The organism is Streptomyces sp. NPDC047117, from assembly GCF_040643545.1.
GTDB lineage: Bacteria > Actinomycetota > Actinomycetes > Streptomycetales > Streptomycetaceae > Streptomyces.
In genome coordinates, this window is record NZ_JBEYUN010000028.1 from 43,527 (window position 1) to 65,525 (window position 21,999).

General features: G+C 73.7%; 21 protein-coding genes. 12 read left to right on the top strand and 9 right to left on the bottom strand.

Annotation, left to right across the window (positions count from 1 at the left end; all coding sequences use genetic code 11):
• Positions 1-40 precede the first annotated feature (40 nt).
• Positions 41-493 (bottom strand): Lrp/AsnC family transcriptional regulator, encoded by a 453-nt coding sequence (locus ABZ840_RS34910; protein ID WP_361567165.1) that lies wholly within the window; start codon positions 491-493, stop codon positions 41-43.
• A gap of 122 nt (positions 494-615) precedes the next feature.
• Here ABZ840_RS34910 and ABZ840_RS34915 point away from each other — a divergent pair, with 122 nt between their 5' ends.
• A complete protein-coding gene (locus ABZ840_RS34915) occupies positions 616-1,251 on the top strand; it encodes a LysE family translocator (protein WP_361567168.1) in 636 nt (211 codons plus the stop codon).
• 45 nt (positions 1,252-1,296) lie between these two features.
• On the opposite strand, the gene ABZ840_RS34920 is transcribed toward ABZ840_RS34915, so the two are convergent.
• Entirely contained in the window at positions 1,297-1,728 is a 432-nt protein-coding gene (locus tag ABZ840_RS34920) for a protein-tyrosine phosphatase family protein (RefSeq protein ID WP_361567171.1), read from the bottom strand.
• 245 nt (positions 1,729-1,973) lie between these two features.
• Between ABZ840_RS34920 and ABZ840_RS34925 the strand changes: the two genes are divergently transcribed.
• The 5 genes from ABZ840_RS34925 (at position 1,974) to ABZ840_RS34945 (ending at position 9,278) form a co-directional block, all read left to right on the top strand.
• A complete protein-coding gene (locus ABZ840_RS34925) occupies positions 1,974-2,807 on the top strand; it encodes a M55 family metallopeptidase (RefSeq protein WP_361567262.1) in 834 nt (277 codons plus the stop codon).
• A complete protein-coding gene (locus tag ABZ840_RS34930; protein WP_361567174.1) occupies positions 2,800-4,212 on the top strand; it encodes a M20/M25/M40 family metallo-hydrolase in 1,413 nt (470 codons plus the stop codon). The genes ABZ840_RS34925 and ABZ840_RS34930 overlap by 8 nt, the downstream gene beginning before the upstream one ends.
• A 63-nt stretch (positions 4,213-4,275) precedes the next feature.
• Positions 4,276-6,276: a prolyl oligopeptidase family serine peptidase gene (locus ABZ840_RS34935; RefSeq protein ID WP_361567177.1), complete on the top strand. Its 2,001-nt coding sequence runs from the start codon at positions 4,276-4,278 to the stop codon at positions 6,274-6,276.
• A gap of 28 nt (positions 6,277-6,304) precedes the next feature.
• A complete protein-coding gene (locus ABZ840_RS34940; protein WP_361567180.1) occupies positions 6,305-7,243 on the top strand; it encodes an LD-carboxypeptidase in 939 nt (312 codons plus the stop codon).
• 238 nt (positions 7,244-7,481) lie between these two features.
• Positions 7,482-9,278 carry a CocE/NonD family hydrolase gene (locus tag ABZ840_RS34945; RefSeq protein ID WP_361567265.1) on the top strand — a complete coding sequence of 599 codons (1,797 nt, stop codon included), beginning with the start codon at positions 7,482-7,484 and terminating at the stop codon, positions 9,276-9,278.
• Between the two features lie 10 nt (positions 9,279-9,288).
• Here the strand turns inward: ABZ840_RS34945 and ABZ840_RS34950 are convergent, their stop codons facing one another.
• Together ABZ840_RS34950 and ABZ840_RS34955 are read right to left on the bottom strand one after the other, a co-directional pair.
• Positions 9,289-9,495, bottom strand: a complete 207-nt coding sequence (locus ABZ840_RS34950) for a ferredoxin (RefSeq protein WP_361567183.1) — start codon at positions 9,493-9,495, stop codon at positions 9,289-9,291.
• Positions 9,496-9,612: 117 nt separating this feature from the next.
• Entirely contained in the window at positions 9,613-10,881 is a 1,269-nt protein-coding gene (locus ABZ840_RS34955) for a cytochrome P450 (protein WP_361567186.1), read from the bottom strand.
• Positions 10,882-11,170: 289 nt separating this feature from the next.
• Between ABZ840_RS34955 and ABZ840_RS34960 the strand changes: the two genes are divergently transcribed.
• Together ABZ840_RS34960 and ABZ840_RS34965 are read left to right on the top strand one after the other, a co-directional pair.
• Complete coding sequence (locus ABZ840_RS34960; protein WP_361567188.1) at positions 11,171-12,574, top strand: CoA transferase; 1,404 nt, start codon at positions 11,171-11,173, stop codon at positions 12,572-12,574.
• A 57-nt stretch (positions 12,575-12,631) separates the two neighbouring features.
• A complete protein-coding gene (locus ABZ840_RS34965; protein ID WP_361567191.1) occupies positions 12,632-13,216 on the top strand; it encodes a GNAT family protein in 585 nt (194 codons plus the stop codon).
• A gap of 22 nt (positions 13,217-13,238) precedes the next feature.
• On the opposite strand, the gene ABZ840_RS34970 is transcribed toward ABZ840_RS34965, so the two are convergent.
• Entirely contained in the window at positions 13,239-13,574 is a 336-nt protein-coding gene (locus tag ABZ840_RS34970) for a DUF6204 family protein (RefSeq protein ID WP_361567194.1), read from the bottom strand.
• A gap of 207 nt (positions 13,575-13,781) precedes the next feature.
• Here ABZ840_RS34970 and ABZ840_RS34975 point away from each other — a divergent pair, with 207 nt between their 5' ends.
• Positions 13,782-15,791, top strand: a complete 2,010-nt coding sequence (locus ABZ840_RS34975; protein ID WP_361567197.1) for a DUF5107 domain-containing protein — start codon at positions 13,782-13,784, stop codon at positions 15,789-15,791.
• 77 nt (positions 15,792-15,868) lie between these two features.
• Positions 15,869-16,792, top strand: a complete 924-nt coding sequence (locus ABZ840_RS34980; protein ID WP_361567200.1) for an NADP-dependent oxidoreductase — start codon at positions 15,869-15,871, stop codon at positions 16,790-16,792.
• A 6-nt stretch (positions 16,793-16,798) separates the two neighbouring features.
• Here ABZ840_RS34980 and ABZ840_RS34985 read toward each other — a convergent pair whose 3' ends face one another.
• From ABZ840_RS34985 to ABZ840_RS35000, 4 genes are all read right to left on the bottom strand, one after another.
• Positions 16,799-17,152 (bottom strand): VOC family protein, encoded by a 354-nt coding sequence (locus tag ABZ840_RS34985; RefSeq protein ID WP_361567203.1) that lies wholly within the window; start codon positions 17,150-17,152, stop codon positions 16,799-16,801.
• Between the two features lie 74 nt (positions 17,153-17,226).
• The gene (locus tag ABZ840_RS34990) at positions 17,227-18,042 is read right to left on the bottom strand and encodes a class I SAM-dependent methyltransferase (RefSeq protein ID WP_361567205.1); all 816 of its coding nucleotides are present in this window, start codon (positions 18,040-18,042) and stop codon (positions 17,227-17,229) included.
• Positions 18,043-18,172: 130 nt separating this feature from the next.
• Positions 18,173-19,654 (bottom strand): phosphatase PAP2 family protein, encoded by a 1,482-nt coding sequence (locus tag ABZ840_RS34995; RefSeq protein WP_361567208.1) that lies wholly within the window; start codon positions 19,652-19,654, stop codon positions 18,173-18,175.
• Positions 19,655-19,706: 52 nt separating this feature from the next.
• Entirely contained in the window at positions 19,707-20,138 is a 432-nt protein-coding gene (locus ABZ840_RS35000) for a CBS domain-containing protein (RefSeq protein WP_361567211.1), read from the bottom strand.
• 53 nt (positions 20,139-20,191) lie between these two features.
• Here ABZ840_RS35000 and ABZ840_RS35005 point away from each other — a divergent pair, with 53 nt between their 5' ends.
• Together ABZ840_RS35005 and ABZ840_RS35010 are read left to right on the top strand one after the other, a co-directional pair.
• On the top strand, positions 20,192-20,710 hold the full coding sequence (locus tag ABZ840_RS35005; protein ID WP_361567213.1) for a GNAT family N-acetyltransferase: 519 nt from the start codon (positions 20,192-20,194) through the stop codon (positions 20,708-20,710).
• A gap of 317 nt (positions 20,711-21,027) precedes the next feature.
• Positions 21,028-21,999 (top strand): SigB/SigF/SigG family RNA polymerase sigma factor, encoded by a 972-nt coding sequence (locus tag ABZ840_RS35010; protein WP_361567216.1) that lies wholly within the window; start codon positions 21,028-21,030, stop codon positions 21,997-21,999.

The window sequence follows — 21,999 nt, forward strand, 5'->3', positions numbered from 1 at the left end:
GGCCCGGGGCGTGGACGGCGCGCCCCGGGCCGTCCGGCGTTCACGCCGGGAGCGGCCGTTCGTACACCACGTGCTTCATCACGAGGGTGGAGCTGAGCCGCTGCACGCCCGGGAGCGTGGCCAGCTTCTCGTCGTAGAGCCGCTGGAAGGCCGGCAGGTCGGTACTGACGATGCGCAGCAGATAGTCGGGGTCGCCGAAGAGGCGCTGCGCCTGCAGCACCTGAGGGATGTCCGCGACGGCTTCCTCGAAGGCGGACACGGTGCCGCGGTCCTCCTGGCGCATGGTGACGAAGACCAGCGCCTCGAACTTCAGCCCGACCACCTCGGCGTCCACGACCGCGCGGTAGCCGCGGATGGCGCCGCTGCGCTCCAGCTCACGCAGCCGGCGGTGGCACGGCGAGAGGCTGAGCCCGACCCGCGCCGCCAGTTCCGTGACCGTGAGGCGGCCGTCCTCCTGCAGCTCCGCAAGAATCGTCCGGTCCAAGTCGTCCATGGGGAAAATCCTTCCACAGGTGCCCCGCGTGGCGACCATATCGGGAAACACTTTCCGGGCTGTCGTGACTAATCTCCCTCTCTGTCGCCTTCCGACCAGAGAGAACCAGCGAGAACCACGTCATGGCCGCCAGCTCCATAGCCGCCTTCTGGGCAGTGTCCGTCCTCCTCGTCCTCGTGCCGGGCGCGGACTGGGCGTACGCCATCACCGCCGGCCTCCGCGACCGGTCCGTCCTGCCGGCGGTCGGCGGGCTGATGCTCGGCTATGTCGGACTCACCCTCGTGGTCGTCGCCGGCGTCGCCGCCGTGGTCGCGAGCAACCCGGCGGTGCTCACCGTCCTGACGGTGCTCGGCGCGCTGTACCTGGTCTGGCTCGGCGTCATGACCCTGCTCCGGCCGGCGGCGCCCGCTTCGGCCGACCCGTCCGAGGCCCCGGCCGGCGCCGGCACCGGAGCGAGGCTCCTCAAGGGTGCCGGCATCAGCGGCCTCAACCCCAAGGCGCTGCTGCTCTACATCGCCCTGCTGCCGCAGTTCGCCGCCGCCCACGCCGGCGGCAGCAGCTGGCCGCTCGCGGCCCAGATCGGCGTGCTGGGCCTGGTCCACATGGCCAACTGCGGCGCGGTCTACACGGGCGTCGGCGTGCTGGCCCGTACCGTGCTGCGCGCCCGGCCCGCCGTCGCCCGCGCGGTCACTCGCGTCTCGGGCGCCGCCATGATCCTGATCGGCGCGCTGCTGCTCGTGGAACGCCTCGCGCCCTGACCCGGGAACGCCGCCGTACGGACGGGGCGCGGCGGCGGGGCGCCCTCAGCCGGCGAACCGGCGGACGTACCGCTTCTGCCAGGGCGTCTCCACGGCGTGCCGGTCGTAGTGGCGCCGTACGAACTCCACCGCCTCGTCGGCCGGGACGCCGTCCAGCACGGCCAGGCAGGCCAGCGCCGTACCCGTCCGGCCGCGGCCCCCGTCGCAGGCGAACTCGACCCGTTCGGCGCCGGCCCGCTCCCACGCCTCGGTGAGCACGGCCGCCGTCCGGGCGCGGTCGCTGGGCAGCCGGAAGTCCGGCCAGCGCACCCATTGCGACTCCCAGGGAAGCTCCGGCGGCGGCTTGCCCAGCAGATAGACGCCGTACGTGGGGTCCGGCCCGGCGGGCAGTGCCCGCCGCAGCCCCCGCCCTCGCACCAGCCGTCCGGAGGGCAGCCGCAACACACCGTCGTCGGTGGACTTCCAGGACCCGGTCATGCCGTCACGGTACCGGCGAAGTCGCCCGCACCGAAGGCCCTTTGCGCAGTCCCCCCGCAGGTCACATGGGTAGCGGCGAAGCCGCGGGCGGCTCGCGGGGGCTTTCGGAGGACTGGACCTCAGGAGTTTTCCACAGGCATGGCCCGGCCCGGTGGGGTCGCGTAACGTGACGAGGTGTGAAGATCCCCGCGTCGCGCGGGGATCGCCCGCGTCACGTCCCTGACCTGCGATAGGACTGGTGCATGGTGAAGATCCTCATCTCCGCCGACATGGAGGGCGCCACCGGCGTGACCTGGCCCGCCGACGTGCTGCCGGGGGCGAGCCAGTGGGAGCGCTGCCGTCACCTGTTCACCTCCGACGTCAATGCCGCGATCGCCGGATTCTTCGACGGCGGCGCCGACGAGGTGCTGGTGAACGAGGCGCACTGGACGATGCGCAATCTGCTGCTGGAGAAGCTCGACGAGCGGGCGCAGATGCTGACCGGCCGGCACAAGTCGCTGAGCATGGTCGAGGGTGTGCAGCACGGCGACGTCGACGGCATAGCGTTCGTCGGCTATCACACGGGCGCCGGGACGGAAGGCGTGCTCGCGCACACCTACCTCGCCAATTCGATCACCGGTGTGTGGGTCGACGGCGTGGCGGCGAGCGAGGGCTATCTGAACTCCCTCGTGGTCGCCGAGTACGGCGTTCCGGTGGTGCTGGTGACCGGGGACGACCGGACGTGCGCCGACGCGAAGGGGTACGCACCCGAGGCCCGGGGCATCGCAGTGAAGGACTACGTGTCGCGGTATGCGGCGGTGTGCCGCCCGCCGGCGCGCACCGCGGCCGACATCAGGGCCGGCGCGCGGGAGGCGGCGGCGCTGGCGCGGCGGCACGAGCCCGCGCGCCGCGGCCCGTTCACCGTGGAAGTGGAGTTCGACGCCGAGCACCTCGTGGGAGCGGCCACGGTCGTGCCGGGCGTGGAGCGCAGCGGCACCCGCCGCGTCCGTTACGAGAGCCCGACCATGTACGAAGGTATCCGCTGCTTCAAGGCGGTCACCACCCTCGTCTCGTCCGCCGTGGAGGAGCAGTATGGCTGAGCAGATGACCGATGTGGAGGAGCTGGTCGACGGCGAAAGACCGGCGCCGGGCGCCCGGCCGGACAGTGCCGTCGATGCCAAGGCGCTGGACGAGGTGGTCCGCTTCACCTCGGAGCTGATCCGCATCGACACCACCAACCGGGGCGGCGGGGACTGCCGGGAGCGGCCGGCCGCCGAGTACGTCGCCGAGCAGCTGGCCGACGCGGGGATCGAGCCCACCCTGCTGGAGCGCAGCCCCGGCCGGACGAACGTCGTGGCGCGCATCGAGGGCACCGACCGGAGCGCCGACGCGCTGCTGGTCCACGGCCATCTGGACGTGGTGCCCGCCGCGCCGGAGGACTGGAGCGTGCACCCCTTCTCCGGCGAGGTCCGGGACGGGGTGGTCTGGGGCCGCGGCGCGATCGACATGAAGAACATGGACGCGATGGTGCTGGCCGCGGTGCGGGCCTGGGCGCGTGCCGGGGTCCGGCCCCGGCGGGACATCGTGCTGGCCTTCACCGCCGACGAGGAGGCCAGCGCCGAGGACGGCTCCGGCTTCCTCGCCGACGAGCACCCCGGCCTCTTCGAGGGCTGTACGGAAGGCATCAGCGAGTCCGGCGCCTTCACCTTCCACGCGGGCGACGGGCTCCAGCTGTACCCGATCGCGGCGGGGGAGCGGGGCACTGCCTGGCTGAAGCTCACCGCGACGGGCAAGGCCGGCCACGGCTCCAAGGTGAACCGCAGTAACGCCGTGAGCCGGCTCGCCGCCGCCGTCGCCCGCATCGGGGCACACGAATGGCCGGTGCGGCTGACCCCCACCGTCCGGGCCGCGCTGCGCGAGCTGGCCGCGCTGCAGGGCGTCGCGGCCCGGCTGGACGCCACGGAGCAGCAGGACCTCGCGCGGGACGTAGACGCGCTGCTGGCCGCGCTCGGCCCGTCCGCCGACCTGGTCGCGCCGACGGTGCGCAACAGCGCCAATCCGACGATGCTGACGGCCGGTTACAAGGTCAATGTGATCCCCGGGAGCGCCACCGCCTTCGTGGACGGGCGGGTGCTGCCCGGCGGCGAGGAGGAGTTCCGCACCACCCTTGACCGGCTCACGGGCCCGGAGGTGGAGTGGGAGGTCGACCACGGCGAGGTGGCACTGGAGGCTCCCGTGGACGGTCCCACGTACGCCGCGATGCGGGCCTCGATCGAGCGCTTCGACCCGCGGGCCAAGGTCGTGCCGTACTGCATGTCGGGCGGCACGGACGCCAAGCAGTTCTCCCGGCTGGGCATCAGGGGGTACGGCTTCTCGCCGCTGCGGCTCCCCGAGGGCTTCGACTACCAGGCGCTCTTCCACGGCGTCGACGAACGCGTGCCGGTGGCGGCGCTGCACTTCGGGGTCCGGGTGCTGGACGACTTCATGGTGCACAGCAGGGGATGAGCGCGGGCGGGAGCAGCCCGCCGCCGCGCTGACGGAGACGAACGGACTGAGAGGAACACCGCCATGGTGACCACGGCGCCCTACGGGACCTGGCCGTCACCCATCGACGCCCGGCTGGTGGCCGCCAACGACGGCCGTCCGGAGTACCTCGGCGTGGTGGGCGACGAGGTCTGGTGGACCGAGCCGCGGCCCGAGGAGGGCGGCCGCCGCGCGCTGATCCGGCGCGGCCCCGAGGGCGCCGAGGAGTCGGTGCTGCCGCCGCCGTGGAACGTCCGCAGCCGGGTCATCGAGTACGGCGGCCAGCCCTGGGCCGGTGCCCAGGACGCGCACGGGGCGACGCTCCTGGTCTTCGTCCACTTCGCCGACCAGCGGCTGTACGCCTACGCGCCGGGCGAGGGCGGCGAGCCCCGGCCGCTCACCCCGCTCTCCGCGGTCGGCGGCGGGCTGCGGTGGGCGGACCCGGTGGTGCTGCCGGACCGCGGTGAAGTCTGGTGCGTGCTGGAGGAGTTCACCGGCGAGGGGCCGTCGGACGTGCGCCGGCTGATCGCCGCCGTACCGCTGGACGGCTCGGCGGCGCAGGACCGCACGGCCGTGCGCGAGCTGAGCGACGACCGGCACCGCTTCGTCACCGGCCCGCGGCTCTCCCCGGACGGCCGGCGTGCCGCCTGGATCGCCTGGGACCACCCGCGGATGCCGTGGGACGGCACGGCCGTGATGCACGCGGACGTCACCGAGGACGGCGGCTTCACCGGCATCCGGCAGCTGGCCGGGGGGACCGACGAGTCCGTCGCCCAGATCGAGTGGGCCGCCGACGGTTCGCTGCTGTACGTGTCCGATGCCGACGGCTGGTGGGAGCTGCGGCGCATCCGCCCCGGCGCGGCGGGCGGCGGGAGCGTGCCGGGCGCCCGGCTGTGCTCCGCACGCCGGGAGGAGTTCGGCGGGCCGCTGTGGAAGGTCGGGCTGCGCTGGTTCCTGCCGCTGGCGGACGGCACGATCGCCACGCTGCACGGCCACGGCGCGAACTGCCTGGGCATCCTCGACCCGGTCGGCGGTGAGCTGGTCGACGCGGCCGGGCCGTGGACGGAGTGGGCCCCCTCGCTCGCCGTGCACGGCAGCCGGGTCATCGGCATCGCCGCGAGCCCGCGCAGCGCGTACGAGATCGTGGAACTGGACACGGTGACGGGCCGGGCGCGGGTGATAGCGGCGCGGCACACCGACGCGCTGGACCCGGCGTACTACCCCGAACCGCAGATGCGTACCTTCACCGGCCCCGACGGCCGGGACATCCACGCCCACGTCCATCCGCCGCACAGCCCCACGCACGCTCCGCCGGACGGTGAGCCCGCCCCCTTCGTGGTGTGGGCGCACGGCGGCCCGACCGGGCACGCCCCGCTCGTCCTCGACCTGGAGATCGCCTACTTCACCTCGCGCGGCTTCGGTGTCGCGGAGGTCAACTACGGCGGCTCGACGGGGTACGGCCGGGAGTACCGCGAGCGGCTGCGCGAGCAGTGGGGCGTGGTGGACGTCGAGGACTGCGCCGCGGTCGCCGAGGCGCTCGCCGCCGAGGGCACCGCCGACCGCTCCCGGCTCGCCATCCGCGGCGGCAGCGCCGGCGGCTGGACCACCGCGGCCTCGCTGGCCGGTACGGACCTCTACGCCTGCGGCACGATCACCTACCCCGTCCTGGACCTGACGTCCTGGGCGGACGGTGAGACCCACGACTTCGAGTCGCAGTACCTGCACTCGCTGGTCGGGCCGCCGGACGAGGTCCCGGGCCGGTACCGGGACCGCTCGCCGGTGCATCAGGTGGACCGGATCTCCGCGCCGTTCCTGCTGCTCCAGGGGCTGGACGACGTGATCTGCCCGCCCGCGCAGGCCGAGCGGTTCCTCGCCGAGGCCACCCGCTGCGGCATCCCGCACGCCTACCTGACCTTCGAGGGGGAGGGGCACGGCTTCCGCCGCGAGGACACCATCGTCCGTGCCGTCGAGGCGGAGCTGTCCCTGTACGCGCAGGTCTTCGGCATCGAACGCACGGACGTGCCCGCGCTGGAACTGGGCAAGTGAGGGGCGGGCGCGCGGCGGAGGGGCCGCGGTGACCGTGCGGGCGGGTGCCAGGCCGCCGCGACTGCGGCCCGGAGACCGGGTGACGGTGGTCGCGCCCAGCGGCCCGGTCGCCCCCGAGCGGCTGGACGCGGGCCTGGACATCCTGCGCGGCTGGGACCTCGACCCCGTACTTGCGCCGCACGTCCGCACCGGGCACGCCGAGCTGGCGTACCTCGCGGCGCCGGACGAGTGCCGGGCCCGGGACCTCCAGGACGCCTGGTGCGACCCCGGGGTGGCCGCGGTGTTCGCCGCGCGCGGCGGGTACGGCGCCCAGCGGATGGTGGACCTGCTGGACTGGCCGGCGGTCCGGGCGGCGCGGCCCAAGCCGCTGGTCGGGTTCAGTGATGTGACGGTGGTGCACGAGGCGTTCGCGCAACGCGCCGGGGTGGCGACGCTGCACGGACCGGCAGTGGCCGGCGAGGTCTTCCTCAAGGACGAGCCGACCAGGGACCACCTGCGCCGCACGCTCTTCACCCCCGAGGACGCGGCCGTGACGACCCTTGCACCCGGTACGGCGCGCACGCTGGTGCCGGGCCGGGCGCACGGCGTCACCTTCGGCGGCTGCCTGGCGCTGCTGGCGAGCGGGGTGGGCACGCCGGACGCCCGGCCCGACGCGGCGGGCGGCCTGTTGCTGCTGGAGGACGTGGGCGAGCAGCCGTACGCCGTCGACCGGGCGCTGACCCAGTTGCTGCGCTCGGGCACGCTGGCCGGGGTCGCCGGGATCGTGCTCGGTTCGTGGGCGCGCTGCGGTCCGTACGACCGGGTCCGGGCGGTGCTGGCGGACCGGCTGGGCGGGCTCGGGGTGCCGGTGGTCGAGGAGTTCGGGTTCGGCCACGGCGACTCGGCGCTCACGATGCCGCTGGGCGTCCCGGCCACGCTGGACGCGGACGCGGGGACCCTGACGTTCGACGTGCCTCCACTGCTCTGACGCTGCTGCGGCGAAAGCGCCGCCGCACCCGCAACAATCCGGGGCTGCCCCCTCAACGACCTGGGGCTGCCCCTCAACAACAGTGTGACCAGCGGTAACTGACGTACCAGTAAGAAGTTTCGTCAACTCCGTTGACATGTCCAAAACGCATGCCGGACCATGAGCGCGCCGTACTGACTGGTAGGTATGGCGTGTCTCTGTGGAGGTCAGCGTGTACCGAGCAGTGTCCCGCCCCGTTCTGCGCACGTCGCTCGCCCTGTTGGCCGCCGGTACCGTGGCCGCCCCGCTCGGCCTCGCGGCCCCCGCGGCAGCCGCCGCACCGTACGACGTCACCGCCGTGAAGCTGACCGTGCCGGCGGGCGACCGCGACTGCACCGTGGACGCCGACCTCTACCGCCCGGCCGGCGTCGACGCGGCACATCCGGCGCCCGCGATCCTGACCACCAACGGCTTCGGCGGCGACAAGGCGGACGGCTCGACCGCCGCCACGGCCCAGGCGTTCGCCGCGCGCGGCTATGTCGCGCTCTCCTACTCCGGTCTCGGCTTCGGCAAGTCCGGCTGCCCGATCTCGCTCGACGACCCCACCGTCGACGGCAGGGCCGCGAGCCGGCTCATCGACTTCCTCGCCGGTACGCGCCCCGCGGACGACGGCACCCGCATCGATTACGTCACCAAGGACGGCAAGGGCGGGGCGGAGGCCGCCGATCCGCGCGTCGGCATGATCGGCGGTTCGTACGGCGGCGCGATCCAGCTGGCCACCGCTGCCGTCGACCGCCGCGTGGACGCGCTCGTACCGCTGATCACCTGGAACGACCTGGCCTATGCGCTGGACCCCAACAACGCCGACCAGCCGGCGGGCAGCGTCAGCAACGATGTCCCCGGCGTCTACAAGAAGCAGTGGACCAACGGCTTCTTCCTGATCGGTGAGGCGCAGGGGCTGCTGAACCCGAGCCTGGACCCGTCCCGCCTCGGTGGCGCCGGCTGCCTGCACTTCGTCGCGAAGGCCTGCGAGACCAAGCGTTGGCTGGACTCGGGCCGGTACCCGGCCGACAGCACGAAGCCGATCCTCGACTACGCGCGCAGCGTCAGCCCCGTCTCGTACCTGAAGGATGTGAAGGCGCCGACCCTGCTCGTGCAGGGCCAGGCGGACAGCCTGTTCAACCTCAACGAGGCGGCGGCCACCTACCGGACGCTCAAGGCGCAGGGCACCGACACCAAGATGATCTGGCAGTCCTGGGGGCACAGTGGCGGCATGACCGACCCGGCCTCCGGCGAACTGAATCTGTCCGAGGGCAATCTGGAGACGAGCTACGTCGGGCAGCGCATCCTCGCCTGGTTCGACCGCTACCTCCAGCACAAGAAGGACACCGACACCGGTCCCGCTTTCGCCTACTACCGCGACTGGATGCCGGCCGGGCAGACGTACGGCACGTCCGCCACGTTCCCCGCGAGCGGCGACGCCTGGAAGCTGTACCTCTCCGGCGACGGCAAGCTCGTCGACGACCGCGCGAAGGTGGCACGCGGCAGCCGCGAGTACCGCAACCGGCTGCTGCCCACCAGCCATTCGGAGTCCCAGCTCGCGGGCATTCTCGGGCTGCCGGACCCCGCGCCGTACGACCTGAAGGGCACGTACCTGGACTGGACGTCCGCGCCGGTCGAGGGCCGGCCGGTCGACGTGGTCGGTGCGCCGAAGGCCACGCTGAAGGTGGTCTCGCCGCGTACGGAGCGGGTGCAGAACTCCGGTGACGCCGCCGACAAGCTGGTCCTCTTCGCGAAGCTGTACGACATCGCGCCGGACGGCTCCAAGATGCTGGTGCACCGGCTGGTGGCGCCCGCGCGGGTACCGGACGTGACCCGTCCGTTCACCGTCGAGCTGCCCGCCATCGTGCACCGCTACCAGCCCGGCCACCGCCTGCGGTTCGTCGTCGCGGCGAGCGACACGGCGTACTACGGCAACAAGGGCGTCAAGCCGGTCACCGTCGTCAGCGCGCCCGAGGACACGGGCACGCTGGAACTCCCGCTGGCGGGCCGGTAACCGGGGCGGGTCAGTCCTCCGCGATCGTGATGGCCTGCACCGGGCAGGCGCGGGCTGCCTCACGCGCGAGGGGGTCCTCGGACGCCCTCTCGTCGGGCGGCAGCAGGGCGCTGAAGCCGTCGTCGTCCTGCGTGAACGTCTTCGGCGCGGTCAGGGCGCACTGCCCCGAGCCGATGCAGACGTCCGTGTCGATGCTGATGTGCTGGGTGGTCGGCATGGTCTGTCCCTGAATCCGTGAGTGGCGTGTGGGGTAGGGGCCGGCCCGGCGCGGTGGTGGTGCTGCCGTGTCGGGGACGGGGCCGGCTCCGGTGGTGCAGAGCGGTGCGGTCAACTGCTACCAGGCGACGGGGAGTTCCACCATGCCCTGGATGGTGTCGCCGGGCTTGAACGGGATCTCCTCGGCCGGCGCCGCGAGGCGGAGGCCGGGGAACCGGGTGAGGAGCGAGTGCATCGCGATCTCCAGCTCGGCGCGGGCGAGGTTCTGCCCGAGGCACTGGTGGATGCCGAAGCCGAAGGCGATGTGGTGCCGCGCGGAGCGGTCCCAGTCCAGCTCGTCCGGGGCCGCGTACGCCGTGGCGTCACGGTTGACGAGCGAGGTGGAGAGCACCACGCCCTCGCCCTTCTTGACGGTCACGCCGCCGACCTCGATGTCCTCGGTCGCCACCCGGAGCATGCCGTCGGCGATGGAGAGGTACCGCAGTAGCTCCTCGACCGCGGCGGGCATCAGCGAGGCGTCCGCGCGCAGCGCCGCCAGCTTCTCGGGGTGCTGGAGCAGCGTGAAGGTGCCCAGCGAGATCATGTTGGCGGTCGTCTCGTGCCCGGCCACCAGCAGGATCATGGCCATGCTCACCAGCTCGTCGCGCTCCAGATCACCGGTGCGCAGCCGGTCCGCGATCAGCTCGTCCAGCAGCCCGTCGCCCGGCTCGGCCTCCTTCCGGGTGATCAGCTCGCCGAAGTACTCCTCCAGGTCGTCCAGCGCCTTGCGGGAGTCGGCAGCGGCCGGTCCGCGCAGCAGCCGGCGCGAGGCGTCCTCGAAGAACTCGTGGTCGGTGTACGGGACGCCCAGCAGCTCGCAGATGACCATGGAGGGCACCGGCAGCGCGAACGCCGAGACCAGCTCGGCCGGGTGACCGCCGGCCTCCATGTCGTCCAGCAGCCGGTCGACGATCTGCTGGATGCGCGGGCGCATCGCCGCGATCCGCTTCAGGCCGAAGCTGGGGATGAGCATCCGCCGCTGGACGTTGTGCTCGGGGTCGTCGACCCCGAGGAGCGTGGTGCGGCTCTTGCGGTCCTCGGTGCGCAGCCCCTCGAACCGGGCGCTGGGGACCGGGAAGTCGGGGTTCAGGCGGTCGGACGACAGGCGCTGGTCGGTGAGCAGAGCGCGTGCCTCGGCATGCCCTGTCACAACCCACACCTCCCGTCCGTCGTAGAGCTGGACACGGCTGAGGGGCTGCCCCTGGTCACGCAGGGGCGCGTAGGCGGTGGGCGGGTGGTAAGGACAGGCGCGGTCCTGCGGAAACTTGACGGTTTCCGTGACCGCTTCCGATATGACTTCCGACACGGCGTACCTCCGGTGCGCTGACTCGGTTGTGCCACTTCTCATTTCATGTCATGCCAGGAGAAATCACTACGCCAAGTCCAGCCAAGTGGACAGCTACTGCCATGAGTTGCCTCCTCTTCTGGTACGCGGTGGCTGAACAGGGCGTTCCGGTGGGACGTCGGGTTTCGTGGCGCCGGCCAGGAGTCACGGGCGGAGCCCGCAGCTCCTCAAGAACGTCGCCCGGTCGGCCCCGGCGTGGCCGAGAAGCGCCGGGTACGGCGAGGAGTTCGCGCCGAACCGCTCCCGGCGCCGCACACTTCTCGCAGGTGGCACTCAGTGCCACACTGGCGTCATGAACGACGACGCGCGGTACCGAGGGGACGCGGCGGCCCTGGCCTGGGCCGCACTCGGCGGCGAGGCCGGCCTGACCGAACGGGTGCGCCACGGCGGTCCGCGCGGGCTGCTGCCCGCGCGGCTCCCGGTCATGGACCTGGCCAGGGCGACCGTCACGGTGTGCGCGCTGGCCGGCGCGGAGCTCGCCGCGGCCCGTACCGGCGGCGCCCTGCCGGCCGTCGAGGTCGACGACGGCGCCGTGGCCACCGCCTTCCTCAGCGAACGGCACCTGCGCATCGACGGCCGGGCACCCGCGGTCTTCGCGCCCCTCTCCGGCTTCTGGCACACCGCCGACGGCTGGCTGCGCACGCACGCCAACTACCCCCACCACCGCGACCGGCTGCTCGCCGCGCTCGGCCTGCCGGAGTCCGCGGGGCCCGAGGCGCTCGCCGCGGAACTGGCGGGCCGGAGCGCGGCGGAGACCGAGGCGGCGGTGTACGCGGCCGGCGGCCTCGCCGTCGCCGTACGGGATGGCAAGGAGTGGGGCGAGGGCCCGCAGGGCGCCGCGGTGGCCCGCCGGCCGCTGCTCCGCCTCGAACCGCTCGGCGCCGCCACGCCGCCCCTCCGCGCGCCCCTCCCGGCGGGCGGTCCGCTGCTGCCCGCCGCCGGTCTGCGCGTGCTGGACCTGACGCGGGTGATCGCCGGGCCGGTCGCCACCCGTACGCTCGCGCTGCTCGGCGCCGACGTGCTGCGGATCGACGCGCCCGGCCTGCCGGAGAGCCGGGACGCGCACGCCGACACCGGCTTCGGGAAGCGCTCGGCCGTCCTGGACCTGGGCTCCCGGGCGGGGCGCGCGACGTTCGAAGAGCTGCTGTCGTACGCGGACGTGGTGGTCACCGGCTACCGGCCGGGCGCCCTGGACCGCTTCGGCCTGGCGCCGGAAGCGCTCGCCGAGCGCCGCCCCGGCATCGTTGTCGCGCGCCTGTCCGCCTGGGGCGACTACGGCCCCTGGGGCGGCCGCCGGGGCTTCGACAGTCTCGTACAGGCCGCCACCGGCATCGCCGTGACCGAGGCCGCGGCCGACGGCACCCCCGGGGTGCTGCCCGCCCAGGCCCTGGACCACGGCACCGGCTATCTGCTGGCCGCCGCCGTGCTGCGGGCGCTGACCGAGCGGTCCCGTACGGGCGGCGCGCGGCTGGCGACGCTGGCCCTCGCGCAGACCGCCGCACTGCTCACCGACGTCCTGCCGCGGCGCGCCCCCGGCCCCGCCGACGCGTACGACCCGGCCGTCCGGCTCGCGGAGACCACCGGGCCCCTGGGCCGGCTGCGGCACGCGCTGCCGCCGGTCTCCTTCGCCGGCGGCCCCGCCAACTGGGCCCGGCCGCCGGGGGAGTGGAGCGCCGACACGCCCACGTGGGCGTGAGGACACGGAAGCACCGAGCGCGGGGCACTCCGTACGGCCGACCGATAGCATCCGACTGTGACCGACGACCGACGCTCTCCGACCGCATCCGTACCGGAATCCGACCGCTACCTCGCCACTGGCCCGCGCGTGGGCATCCGGCCGTTCCGGCGTGCGGACCGGGCGGAGTTCACCGCGCGGGCACGGGAGAGCGCGGCGCTGCACCGGCCCTGGCTCTTCCCGCCCGTCGACGAGGCGGGCTACGACGCCTACTACGAGCGGCTGCAGGAGCCGGAGCGCGAGGGCTTCCTCATCTGCGAGCTGGACGGCGGCTCCATCGCGGGCTACCTCACCGTCAACAACATCGTGCACGGCGCCTTCCGCTGCGGCGCGGCAGGCTACGGGGCCTTCGCGCACGCGGCGGGCCGCGGCCTGATGAGCGAGGGCCTGCAGCTCGTGCTGCGGTACGTCTTCGGGCGGCTCGGGCTGCACCGCATCGAGGTCAACGTGCAGCCGGAGAACACCGCCTCGATCGCGCTCGCCCGGCGCAACGGCTTCCGGAAGGAGGGGCTCTCGCCCGACTTCCTCTTCGTCGACGGGGCCTGGCGGGACCACGAGCGCTGGGCGATCACCAGCGAGATGCTGCCGCCCGAAGCCCCGTGACCCGCCCATCCGGTCCGCCCCCTCAGCGCCGTTTCCGGTTGACCTTCATCGTGTCCATGTCCGTGGCCGAGGAGCGCAGGCCGCGGTGGCCGAGCCCGGCAGCGCGCAGCGCCTGCTCGGCCTTCTCCTCCGCGAGGGCGGCCGCCATCTCCTCACCGTCGGCCGCGTCGGAGACGACGGTGTATCGGTACGTGAACGACGTCAGCGACCGGTCGTACGCGAGCGAACCCTCGGGGGTGAACCGCAGCTGCGCCAGGCCGTGGTCGTCGGCCTCGGCCAGCAGCCGGTCCCTGGCCTCCTCGGTCAGCCCGTCCCACGTGCCGCGCACGATCACGCGGTAGGTGTGCTCGGTGGCCATCTCGTCCGTCCTCGCCTTCGTCGTGGCGCAACGCCGCCTCATACGGTGTACGAGGCCAGCATCCATCATCCTCCGGCGCCCTGTCGCGCGAATTCTTTTTGCGCAACCCTGACCGGAGTACGCCCTGTTCAGGGCGGACGCGAGAGGGTTCCATGGTGATCAGACGGCCGCCACGACCGGGGCGGCCCGCTCCGACTGCGAGGCGCCGTGACCACGAGCGTGCGACGCACGACCCTCACCCTGCCCGCGGCGGCCCTCGGCCCCGACAACCCGCTGCCCGCGCTGGCCGGCCCCCGGGACGTCCACCGTGTCACCGTCCCCGAAGGCGCCGACGTGCCCGCCGACATGGCCCGGCAACTGGCGTACCGTCCGCTGGACTCGCTGCTCCCCGTACGCCGCCGCGACGGGTACGCCCGGCACCGCGTCCCCACCGATCTCGACGCGCTGGTCCTCGAGAACGACCGGCTGCGCGCCACCGTCCTGCCCGGCCTCGGCGGCCGCGTCCACTCCCTGCACCACAAGCCCACGGGACGTGAACTCCTCTACCGCAACCCGGTGTTCCAGCCCGCGGACTTCGCCCTCAACGGCGCGTGGTTCTCCGGCGGCATCGAATGGAACATCGGCGCCACCGGACACACCACGCTCTCCTGCGCGCCCGTGCACGCCGCGCGCGTCCCGGCACCGGACGGCGGGGAGATGCTGCGCCTGTGGGAGTGGGAGCGGCTGCGCGACCTCCCCTTCCAGGTCGACCTCTGGCTCCCCGACGGCTCCGACTTCCTGTACGCCGGCGTGCGCGTACTCAATCCCCACCACCACACCGCGCCGGTGTACTGGTGGTCCAACATCGCCGTCCCCGAGGACGCCCGCACCCGCGTCCTCGCCCCCGCCGAAGAGGCGTTCCACTTCGGCTACGAGCGCACCCTGAGCCGCGTCCCCGTCCCCGAGTCCGGCGGCGTCGACCGCACCTACCCGCTGCGCAGTGAGTACCCCGCCGACTACTTCTACGAGATCCCGCCGGGGGAGCGGCGCTGGATCGCCTCGCTCGACGCGGACGGCCACGGCCTCGTCCACACCTCCACCGACACCCTGCGCGGCCGCAAGCTCTTCCTCTGGGGTGCGGGCCGGGCGGGACGGCACTGGCAGGCGTGGCTGACCGAGCCGGGCACTCCCGGGTACGCCGAGATCCAGGCCGGGCTCGCGCGCACCCAGCTGGAGCACGTACCCCTCGAAGCGGGCGCGGAGTTCGCGTGGCTGGAGGCGTACGGGCCGCTGGCGGCCGACCCGCGAGCCGTGCACGGGGCCGACTGGGGCGCGGCCCGTGATGCGGTGGCGGACCGGCTGGCGGCGGTGCTGCCGCGCGCCGCCGTGGACGCCGCGTACGCCGCCTGGCGCCCGTACGCCGACGTCGAGCCGAAGGAGCGGCTCGCCACCGGTTCCGGCTGGGGCGCGCTGGTGGTGGCCCGCGCCGGGTACGACCTGCCGGGCCTGCCGTTCACCGAGGACACGATGGGCGAGGAACAGCGGCCGTGGCGGGAGCTGCTGCGCACTGGCGACCTCCCCGACGAGCCGGGCGTACCGGGCCCGTCGCCGGTCGCCCCGGCCTGGCGCGACCTCCTGGAGTCCGCGCGGCCCGGCCCCAGCACCGACTTCCACCTCGGGGTCGCCCAGTGGCACGCCGGCGACCGGGCTCAGGCGGTGCGCAGCTGGGAGCGCGCGCTGGCCCGCGGCCGGAGCTGCTGGCCGCTGTACTGCCTGGCGGTCGCGGAGGCCGTCGCGGGCGAGACGGGCCGGGCGGCGCAGCGGTACGCCGAGGCCGTCGCGTGCGCGGGGGAGGCGGCCGAGGAGGTGCGGCACACCGTGCTGCCCGCGCTCGCCCGCGAGGCGGTGCCCGCGCTGATCGCGGCGGGCCGGGCCGACGACGCGGCCGCGGTCCTCGCCCGGCTGCGTCCCGAGGACCGCGCACGCGGCCGGTTCCGGCTGCTGACGGCGCAGGTCCTGCTGGCGCGGGGGGAGGTGGCCGCAGCCCGTGCCGTCTTCGACGAGGGGTTCGAGGTCGCGGACCTCCGGGAGGGCGACGAGACGCTCGGCGACACTTGGTACGCGATCGCCGAACGGCTCGTCGCGGGCGACGGCCCGGTGACCGGCGAGGTGCGCGCCCGGGCCCGCGCCGACCACCCGCTCCCGGAACGGTACGAGTACCGGATGCGGCCGGCCTGAGGGCCCCTCAGGCGCCGCGCGTCACCCGGACGCGCGGCGAAGGGAATGGCCGGACCGCCCCGCTCGTTGTACGCGGCATGAAGGCAATCACCACCGACAGCTATGGCGACCTCGACGTTCTCGCCCTCACCGACCAGCCCGACCCGAAGGTGGCGCCCGACTCGGTGCTGATCCGGGTGAAGGCGGCCGGCGTCAATCCGGTCGACTGGAAGATCCTCGCCGGCTACCTCGACCCGATCCTGCACGTGCACTTCCCGCTGATCCCCGGCTGGGACGTCGCGGGCGTCGTCGAGGCGGTCGGCATGGACGCCACCGAGTACCGGGTCGGCGACGAGGTCATGGGCTACGTCCGCAAGGACGAGGTCCAGCACGGGACGTTCGCCGAGCTGGTCGCCGCGCCGGTGCGGACCCTCGCCCGCAAGCCGGCGGCGCTGGACTGGCAGCAGGCGGCCGGCGTGCCGCTGGCCGGGCTCACGGCGTACCAGGCGCTGAAGCGGCTCGGCGTGGGCAGCGGCGAGACGGTGCTGGTGCACGCGGCGGCGGGCGGCGTCGGCGCGTTCGCGGTGCAGATCGCCGTGGCGTGGGGCGCCCGCGTCATCGGCACGGCGGGCGAGCACAACCACGACTTCCTGCGCTCGCTGGGCGCCGAGCCGGTGACGTACGGGGAGGGCCTGGCGGAGCGGGTGCGCGCGCTGGCCCCCGAAGGCGTGGACGCGGCGGCGGACTTCGTCGGCGGCGAGGCGGTCGACGTCTCCCAGCAGGTGCTCAAGGACCCGAAGCGGGTGGCGTCGGTCGTCGACAACGAGGTCGTCGGCAAGGGCGGCCATCTGGTGTGGGTGCGCCCGGACAGCGCCGACCTCACCGCGCTCGCCGACCTCGCCGACGCGGGGCGGCTCACCGTCAACATCGACACGGCGCTGCCGTTGGCGCAGGCGGCCGAGGCGTTCCGCCGCAGTCAGTCGGGCCGGGCCCGCGGCAAGATCGTGCTCGACCTCTCCTGACCGTCCTCAGGTGATCGCCACCCGGTCGACGTACTCGAAGATCGAGCCGTCCGGGTGGCGGGCCACCATGTTCCGGCCGGCGGGGCTGGCGAGCGGACCCGCGATGATCTCCCCGCCCACCGCCTTGAGATCGTCCACGGCCTCGTCCACGTTGGTCACCGCGATCGTCGCGGTGATCTTGCGGAGTACGGACAGCTCCGTCTCGGGGCCGCTCATCAGGAAGAAGCAGCCGACCGCCGCGACGGCCACGCCGCCGCGCTGGAAGCGCTGCGCCTGCGCGCCCGTCAGCCGCTCGTACACGGGGATCGAGGCATCGAGGTCGTTGACGCACACGCGCAGTGAGGTTCCCAGAATGTCCATGGGACGAGCCTAGTTGGCGCGGCGGGGCGGCGCGATCATCCGATCGGATCAGCGCGCGGACCTTCAGAGAGTCCTCACACGCGGCACAGGATCTCGCCGTGGAGCATGGCGAACCAGCCGTCCTCCTTGGTGCCCCACTCGCGCCAGGCGGCGCTGATCGCTTCCAGTTCCGCCTGCGTCGCCTGCCCGCCCTCGGTCGCCCGCCGGGCGTACGTCGAGGCCAGGGTGCGGTCCGCCCACAGCCCGCTCCACCAGGCGCGTTCCTCGTCGGTCGCGTAGCACCACGCGCTCGCGGTGCACGTGAGGTCCGCCGGCGCGAAGCCGGCCGCCAGCGCCCAGGAGCGCAGCCGGCGCCCACCGTCCGGCGCACCGCCGTTGGCCTCCGCCACCCGCTGGTACAGGTCCAGCCACTCATCCATGCCTGCGACGTCCGGGTACCACGTCATGGTGCCGTAGTCCGCGTCGCGCACGGCGACGATGCCGCCCGGCTTGGTGACCCGGCGCATCTCGCGCAGTGCCTGTACGGGGTCGCCGACGTGCTGCAGTACCTGGTGGGCGTGGACGACGCAGAAGGTGTCGTCCGGGTAGTCCAGCGCGTGGACGTCGCCGACCGCGAAGTGGACGTTGGTCAGGCCGCGTTCGTCCGCGACCGCACGGGCCTGGTCCAGCACGCCGGGCGCGTGCTCCAGGCCGGTCACCGAGCCGTCCGGGACCAGCGCGGCCAGGTCGGCGGTGATGGTGCCGGGGCCGCAGCCGACGTCCAGGACCTTCATGTGCGGCTTCAGCGAGCCCAGCAGGTAGGCGGCGGAGTTCTCGGCGGTGCGCCAGGTGTGCGAGCGCAGTACGGACTCGTGGTGGCCGTGGGTGTAGACGGCGGACTCCTGCGACATGGCTGCTCCTTCGCATGCTCGATGCGGTCACGGCGCGCTGCCGCGCCGTGATCACACCGTACGCCGCGATCTCGGAGTATGAGAGTCGCGTATCAGAATATGGACCGAGGTTCGGCCCGCCGTGGCCGGTTCACTCGGGGAGCAGGCGGTAGACGACCAGCGCCTCGTTCTCCTTCTCGATCGTCAACTCCTCGGCGGCGGGCGCCACTTCGCCGTCGTAGGCGAGATCGGTGCCGGGTGCGAGGCCGCCGATCCGCAGCGTCCGCAGCCGCGCCTCGCTCAGCACGGGGGTGTGCCGCAGCGCGCCGGTCACCGCCGCGGTGAGCAGTCGGGTGCGGGCCAGCCGGCCACCGTGCACCATCCGCACGTCCAGCACGCCGTCCGCGAGGTCGTGCCGCCGTACCGGCGCCGAACCCAGACCCCGGTACGCGCAGTTGCCGACGAACAGGGTCCACAGCTCGCGCCGCCGGCCGTTGATCTCCACGGTCACCGGCTCCGCCGTCCGCAGCACCTGCCAGGCCGCCAGCACCCCGGCCGGCCAGGCGCCGATCTTCCCGGCCCACTCCTCCCGGATCCGCACCAGCTCCGGGTAGGCACCGATCGAGAAGGTGTTGAGGAAGTGCGTCGACTCCTGCCCGGCACCCGGCCGGAACCGCGCGAGGTCGACCGCGACGGCCTCGCCCGTCTCCACCGCGCGGGCCGCCGCGGCGATGGTCTCCACGCCCAGGTCGTACGCGAAGTGGTTGTGGGTGCCGCCGGGCAGCACCGCGAGCGGCACCCGGTGCTGCCTGGCGACCGCCGCCGCGGCGTTGATGGTGCCGTCCCCGCCCAGTACGCCGAGCGCGCCGCCGCGCTCGGCGGCCCGCTCGGCCGCCGCCTCCAGCGCCTTGTCCAGCGGCACCGCGCCCTGGTGGCCGCACTCGGTCACCTCGGCCCGCGGCAGCACGTCGTGGATGACCTGGGCCTGGTCGCTGTGCGAGCCGGTGCGCTGGCCGGAGCCCTGGTTGGTGACGACGAAGAGCCCGTCCCCGTCCGGCAGCGCGGGCGCGTCGGCGCGCGGCCTGGCGGGCGGCGCCAGCAGGGCCCGGGTCGGTGCGAACCCGCGTACCGCGAAGGCCGCGCCCGCACCCAGCGCGGCGCCCGCCACCACGTCGCCCGGGTAGTGCACGCCCGTGTAGACGCGGGAGAAGGCGACCGAGGCGGCGAGGGGCGCCAGCGCCAGCCCCCACCACTTGTTCTCGAACGCCACACCGGTCGCGAAGGCCACGGCGGAGGCGGCGTGCCCGGAGGGGAAGGAGGTGGTGAAGGGCTGCTTGGTGAGCTGCCGTATCACCGGCACCGTGTCCAGAAGCGGCCGCTCCCGGCGCACCGAGCGCTTGGCCAGGGTGTTCACGGTCAGGGACGCCACCGCCAGCGAGGCGACGCCGCGCAGCGCCGCCCGGCGCGTGGGGCGGCCGCCGAACGTCGCCGCTGCCGCCGCCGACCCCAGCCACAGCAGCCCGTGGTCGGCGGCCCGGCTCAGCTTCGGCAGTACCCGGTCCGCGCCGGGCCAGTGCCGGGTGGCGACCCCGTTGAACGTCTTGCGGTCCCAGGTGCTCAGTACAGTGCGCATGAGCCACATGTACCCCAACGGGGCCGACGCAGGCGACAGGGTCCCGGACGGCTCAGCGCCGGTCCGGCCCGCCCTCGTCGGCCCGGCTGATGTCCGCCAGCGCGGAATCCGGGTCCTGCGCCCGGGCCAGGTCCCCGATGCTCACCATGCCCACCGGGGCGCCGTCCCGGACGACCGGCAGCCGCCGCACCGCCTTCCGGCGCAGCAGCGACACCGCGGCCGAAACCGGCTCCTCCGGCCCGACGGTGACCGGTTCCGGAGTGCACACGGCGAGGCAGGGCACGCCGAGCGGATCCACCCCGTTCGCCACGGCGCGCAGCACGATGTCCCGGTCGGTGACCACGCCGACCAGCTTGCCGTCCTCGGCCACGAGCACGTCGCCGATGTCGTGCGCGCGCATGAGCTGGGCCGCTTCCACCAGCGAGGCGTCGGGGTGGACGGTGGTGACGGCAGGCGTCATGACTTCCCGTACCAACTGTGCCATTGCCTGATCGCCTTCTTCCTCGTCCTGCTCCGACGGGCCGGCCTGCTGCGGGGATGGTGGAGGCTGTACCCGGCACGCTCCTCGCCATGCCCGCCGCGTGGTTCGATGGCCGGATGATCAGACGACGGGACGCGGCGGACCTTCCCGCGTGCGTGCGGGTGCTGCGTGAAGTGCACGTGGCGAGCGGTTACCCCTACGCCTGGCCGGCCGATCCGGCGGGCTGGCTGACCCCGGGCGGGCTGACCGGTGCCTGGGTCGCCGAGGACGGCGCCGGGCGCGTGGCGGGGCACGTCGCGCTGTGCGGGCACGAGGTCGGCCGGCTGTACGTGGCACCGGCGGCCCGCGGCCGGGGGCTCGGCGGCGGGTTGCTGCGCGCGGTGACGGACGCGGCGACGGCCGGTGGGCTGCGGCCCGTACTGGCCGTCAACGCCACCGACACCGCGGCGATCGCGCTCTACGAGCGGCACGGCTGGCGGCCCGCCGGCACCGAACAGCAGGACTGGGGCGGCCCGGCACCGGTCACCGTCCGGTTCTACGAAGCACCCGCGCTCCCGCTCCGGACGGACGGCTGACCCGGCTCGGCAGGGCGAAGGAGGCCGCGCGGGGCGGTTTTTCGTACCGGGCGGCGGGTGTGGGATGCGTGCGGTGGGTTACCCCGGAGGCAAGTACGGCGGTCGAGGGCGTGCGGGAGCGCACGCACGGCGCGCAGGGCGAACTGTGTTTCGCCAAAGGTGTTTACGGGTCAGGGGGCCGGGCACGCGACTAACCGTGCTTCGGACCGGAGGCACGCCCGTGGAAGTCGCATGACTCCTGTGTCGGGCGCGCCTGACCGGTCGTGCTTCCGCGGGTTCGACGGACTCTGAAGTCGACGGATCAGGGAGCCCAGACCATGCCCATGACACCCCAGGTCGAAGAAGCGCGTACCCCGATAGAACCCACCTCCGAGCAGCGCAGCACCCGTCGGCGGAGCGAACAGGCGCCGAGCAGGCCGCCCGGCAAGCCGGGCCGCCGCACGAAGCAGCGCCGCGTCTCCGCGAACAAGCCCCCGCCCCCGCCCGCACCCCGTCAGCGCGGTCGCCACTCCCATCACGACGCGCCCGACACCGCGGGGGACTTCCGGCGGCTGGTCGCGCTGCCGGCCGGCCCCGAGCGTGACGAGCTGCGGCAGAGCGTGGTCTGTGCCTGGCTCCCGATGTCCGAACGGCTCGCGCTGCGGTTCCGCAACCGCGGTGAGGCCGCCGAGGACCTCCAGCAGGTCGCGGCGCTCGGCCTGGTGAAGGCCGTGGACCGGTACGACCCCGACCGCGGCTGCGCCTTCGAGAGCTTCGCCGTGCCGACGATCGTGGGCGAGGTCAAGCGCCACTTCCGCGACCACATGTGGGGGCTGCACGTACCCCGTCGGGTGCAGGAGCTGCGCAACCGCGTCCGTGCCGCACGGCAGGAGCTGACCCGCAGCGTGGACGACCGCGGGCCCACCCCCGAGGAGATCGCCGAGCACACCGGCATGTCCCTGGAGGAGGTGCTGCTCGGCAGCCAGGCGCTGGACAGCTTCACCACGCTGTCGCTGGACGCGGAGCTGCCCGGTGCCGACGACGGCTACTCGCTGGCGGACACGCTCGGCTCGTCCGAGTCCGGCTTCGACCTCGTGCTGGCACGTGAGGCGGTCAAGCCGAAGCTGCGCAAACTGCCCGAGCGCGAGCGGGAGATCCTCTACATGCGGTTCTTCTGCGACATGACGCAGAGCCGGATCGCCGACCGGCTGGGCATCTCCCAGATGCACGTCTCGCGCATCATCAGCCGGACCTGCCGGCGCCTCGCCGACCAGGTCGGCGCCCGCCAGGGTGAGTACGCGGCGTCCTGA

What these genes read in the sequence shown, in the direction of transcription:
- ABZ840_RS34985 (WP_361567203.1), bottom strand. Translation starts at nt 17,152, where the DNA reads ATGGACATTCTGGGAACCTCACTGCGCGTGTGCGTCAACGACCTCGAT.
- ABZ840_RS34950 (WP_361567183.1), bottom strand. Translation starts at nt 9,495, where the DNA reads ATGCCGACCACCCAGCACATCAGCATCGACACGGACGTCTGCATCGGC.
- ABZ840_RS34970 (WP_361567194.1), bottom strand. Translation starts at nt 13,574, where the DNA reads ATGGCCACCGAGCACACCTACCGCGTGATCGTGCGCGGCACGTGGGAC.
- ABZ840_RS34935 (WP_361567177.1), top strand. Translation starts at nt 4,276, where the DNA reads ATGGTGACCACGGCGCCCTACGGGACCTGGCCGTCACCCATCGACGCC.
- ABZ840_RS34995 (WP_361567208.1), bottom strand. Translation starts at nt 19,654, where the DNA reads ATGCGCACTGTACTGAGCACCTGGGACCGCAAGACGTTCAACGGGGTC.
- ABZ840_RS34915 (WP_361567168.1), top strand. Translation starts at nt 616, where the DNA reads ATGGCCGCCAGCTCCATAGCCGCCTTCTGGGCAGTGTCCGTCCTCCTC.
- ABZ840_RS34990 (WP_361567205.1), bottom strand. Translation starts at nt 18,042, where the DNA reads ATGTCGCAGGAGTCCGCCGTCTACACCCACGGCCACCACGAGTCCGTA.
- ABZ840_RS35000 (WP_361567211.1), bottom strand. Translation starts at nt 20,138, where the DNA reads ATGGCACAGTTGGTACGGGAAGTCATGACGCCTGCCGTCACCACCGTC.
- ABZ840_RS35010 (WP_361567216.1), top strand. Translation starts at nt 21,028, where the DNA reads ATGCCCATGACACCCCAGGTCGAAGAAGCGCGTACCCCGATAGAACCC.
- ABZ840_RS34955 (WP_361567186.1), bottom strand. Translation starts at nt 10,881, where the DNA reads ATGAGAAGTGGCACAACCGAGTCAGCGCACCGGAGGTACGCCGTGTCG.
- ABZ840_RS34910 (WP_361567165.1), bottom strand. Translation starts at nt 493, where the DNA reads ATGGACGACTTGGACCGGACGATTCTTGCGGAGCTGCAGGAGGACGGC.
- ABZ840_RS34980 (WP_361567200.1), top strand. Translation starts at nt 15,869, where the DNA reads ATGAAGGCAATCACCACCGACAGCTATGGCGACCTCGACGTTCTCGCC.
- ABZ840_RS34930 (WP_361567174.1), top strand. Translation starts at nt 2,800, where the DNA reads ATGGCTGAGCAGATGACCGATGTGGAGGAGCTGGTCGACGGCGAAAGA.
- ABZ840_RS34920 (WP_361567171.1), bottom strand. Translation starts at nt 1,728, where the DNA reads ATGACCGGGTCCTGGAAGTCCACCGACGACGGTGTGTTGCGGCTGCCC.
- ABZ840_RS34960 (WP_361567188.1), top strand. Translation starts at nt 11,171, where the DNA reads ATGAACGACGACGCGCGGTACCGAGGGGACGCGGCGGCCCTGGCCTGG.
- ABZ840_RS35005 (WP_361567213.1), top strand. Translation starts at nt 20,192, where the DNA reads ATGGTGGAGGCTGTACCCGGCACGCTCCTCGCCATGCCCGCCGCGTGG.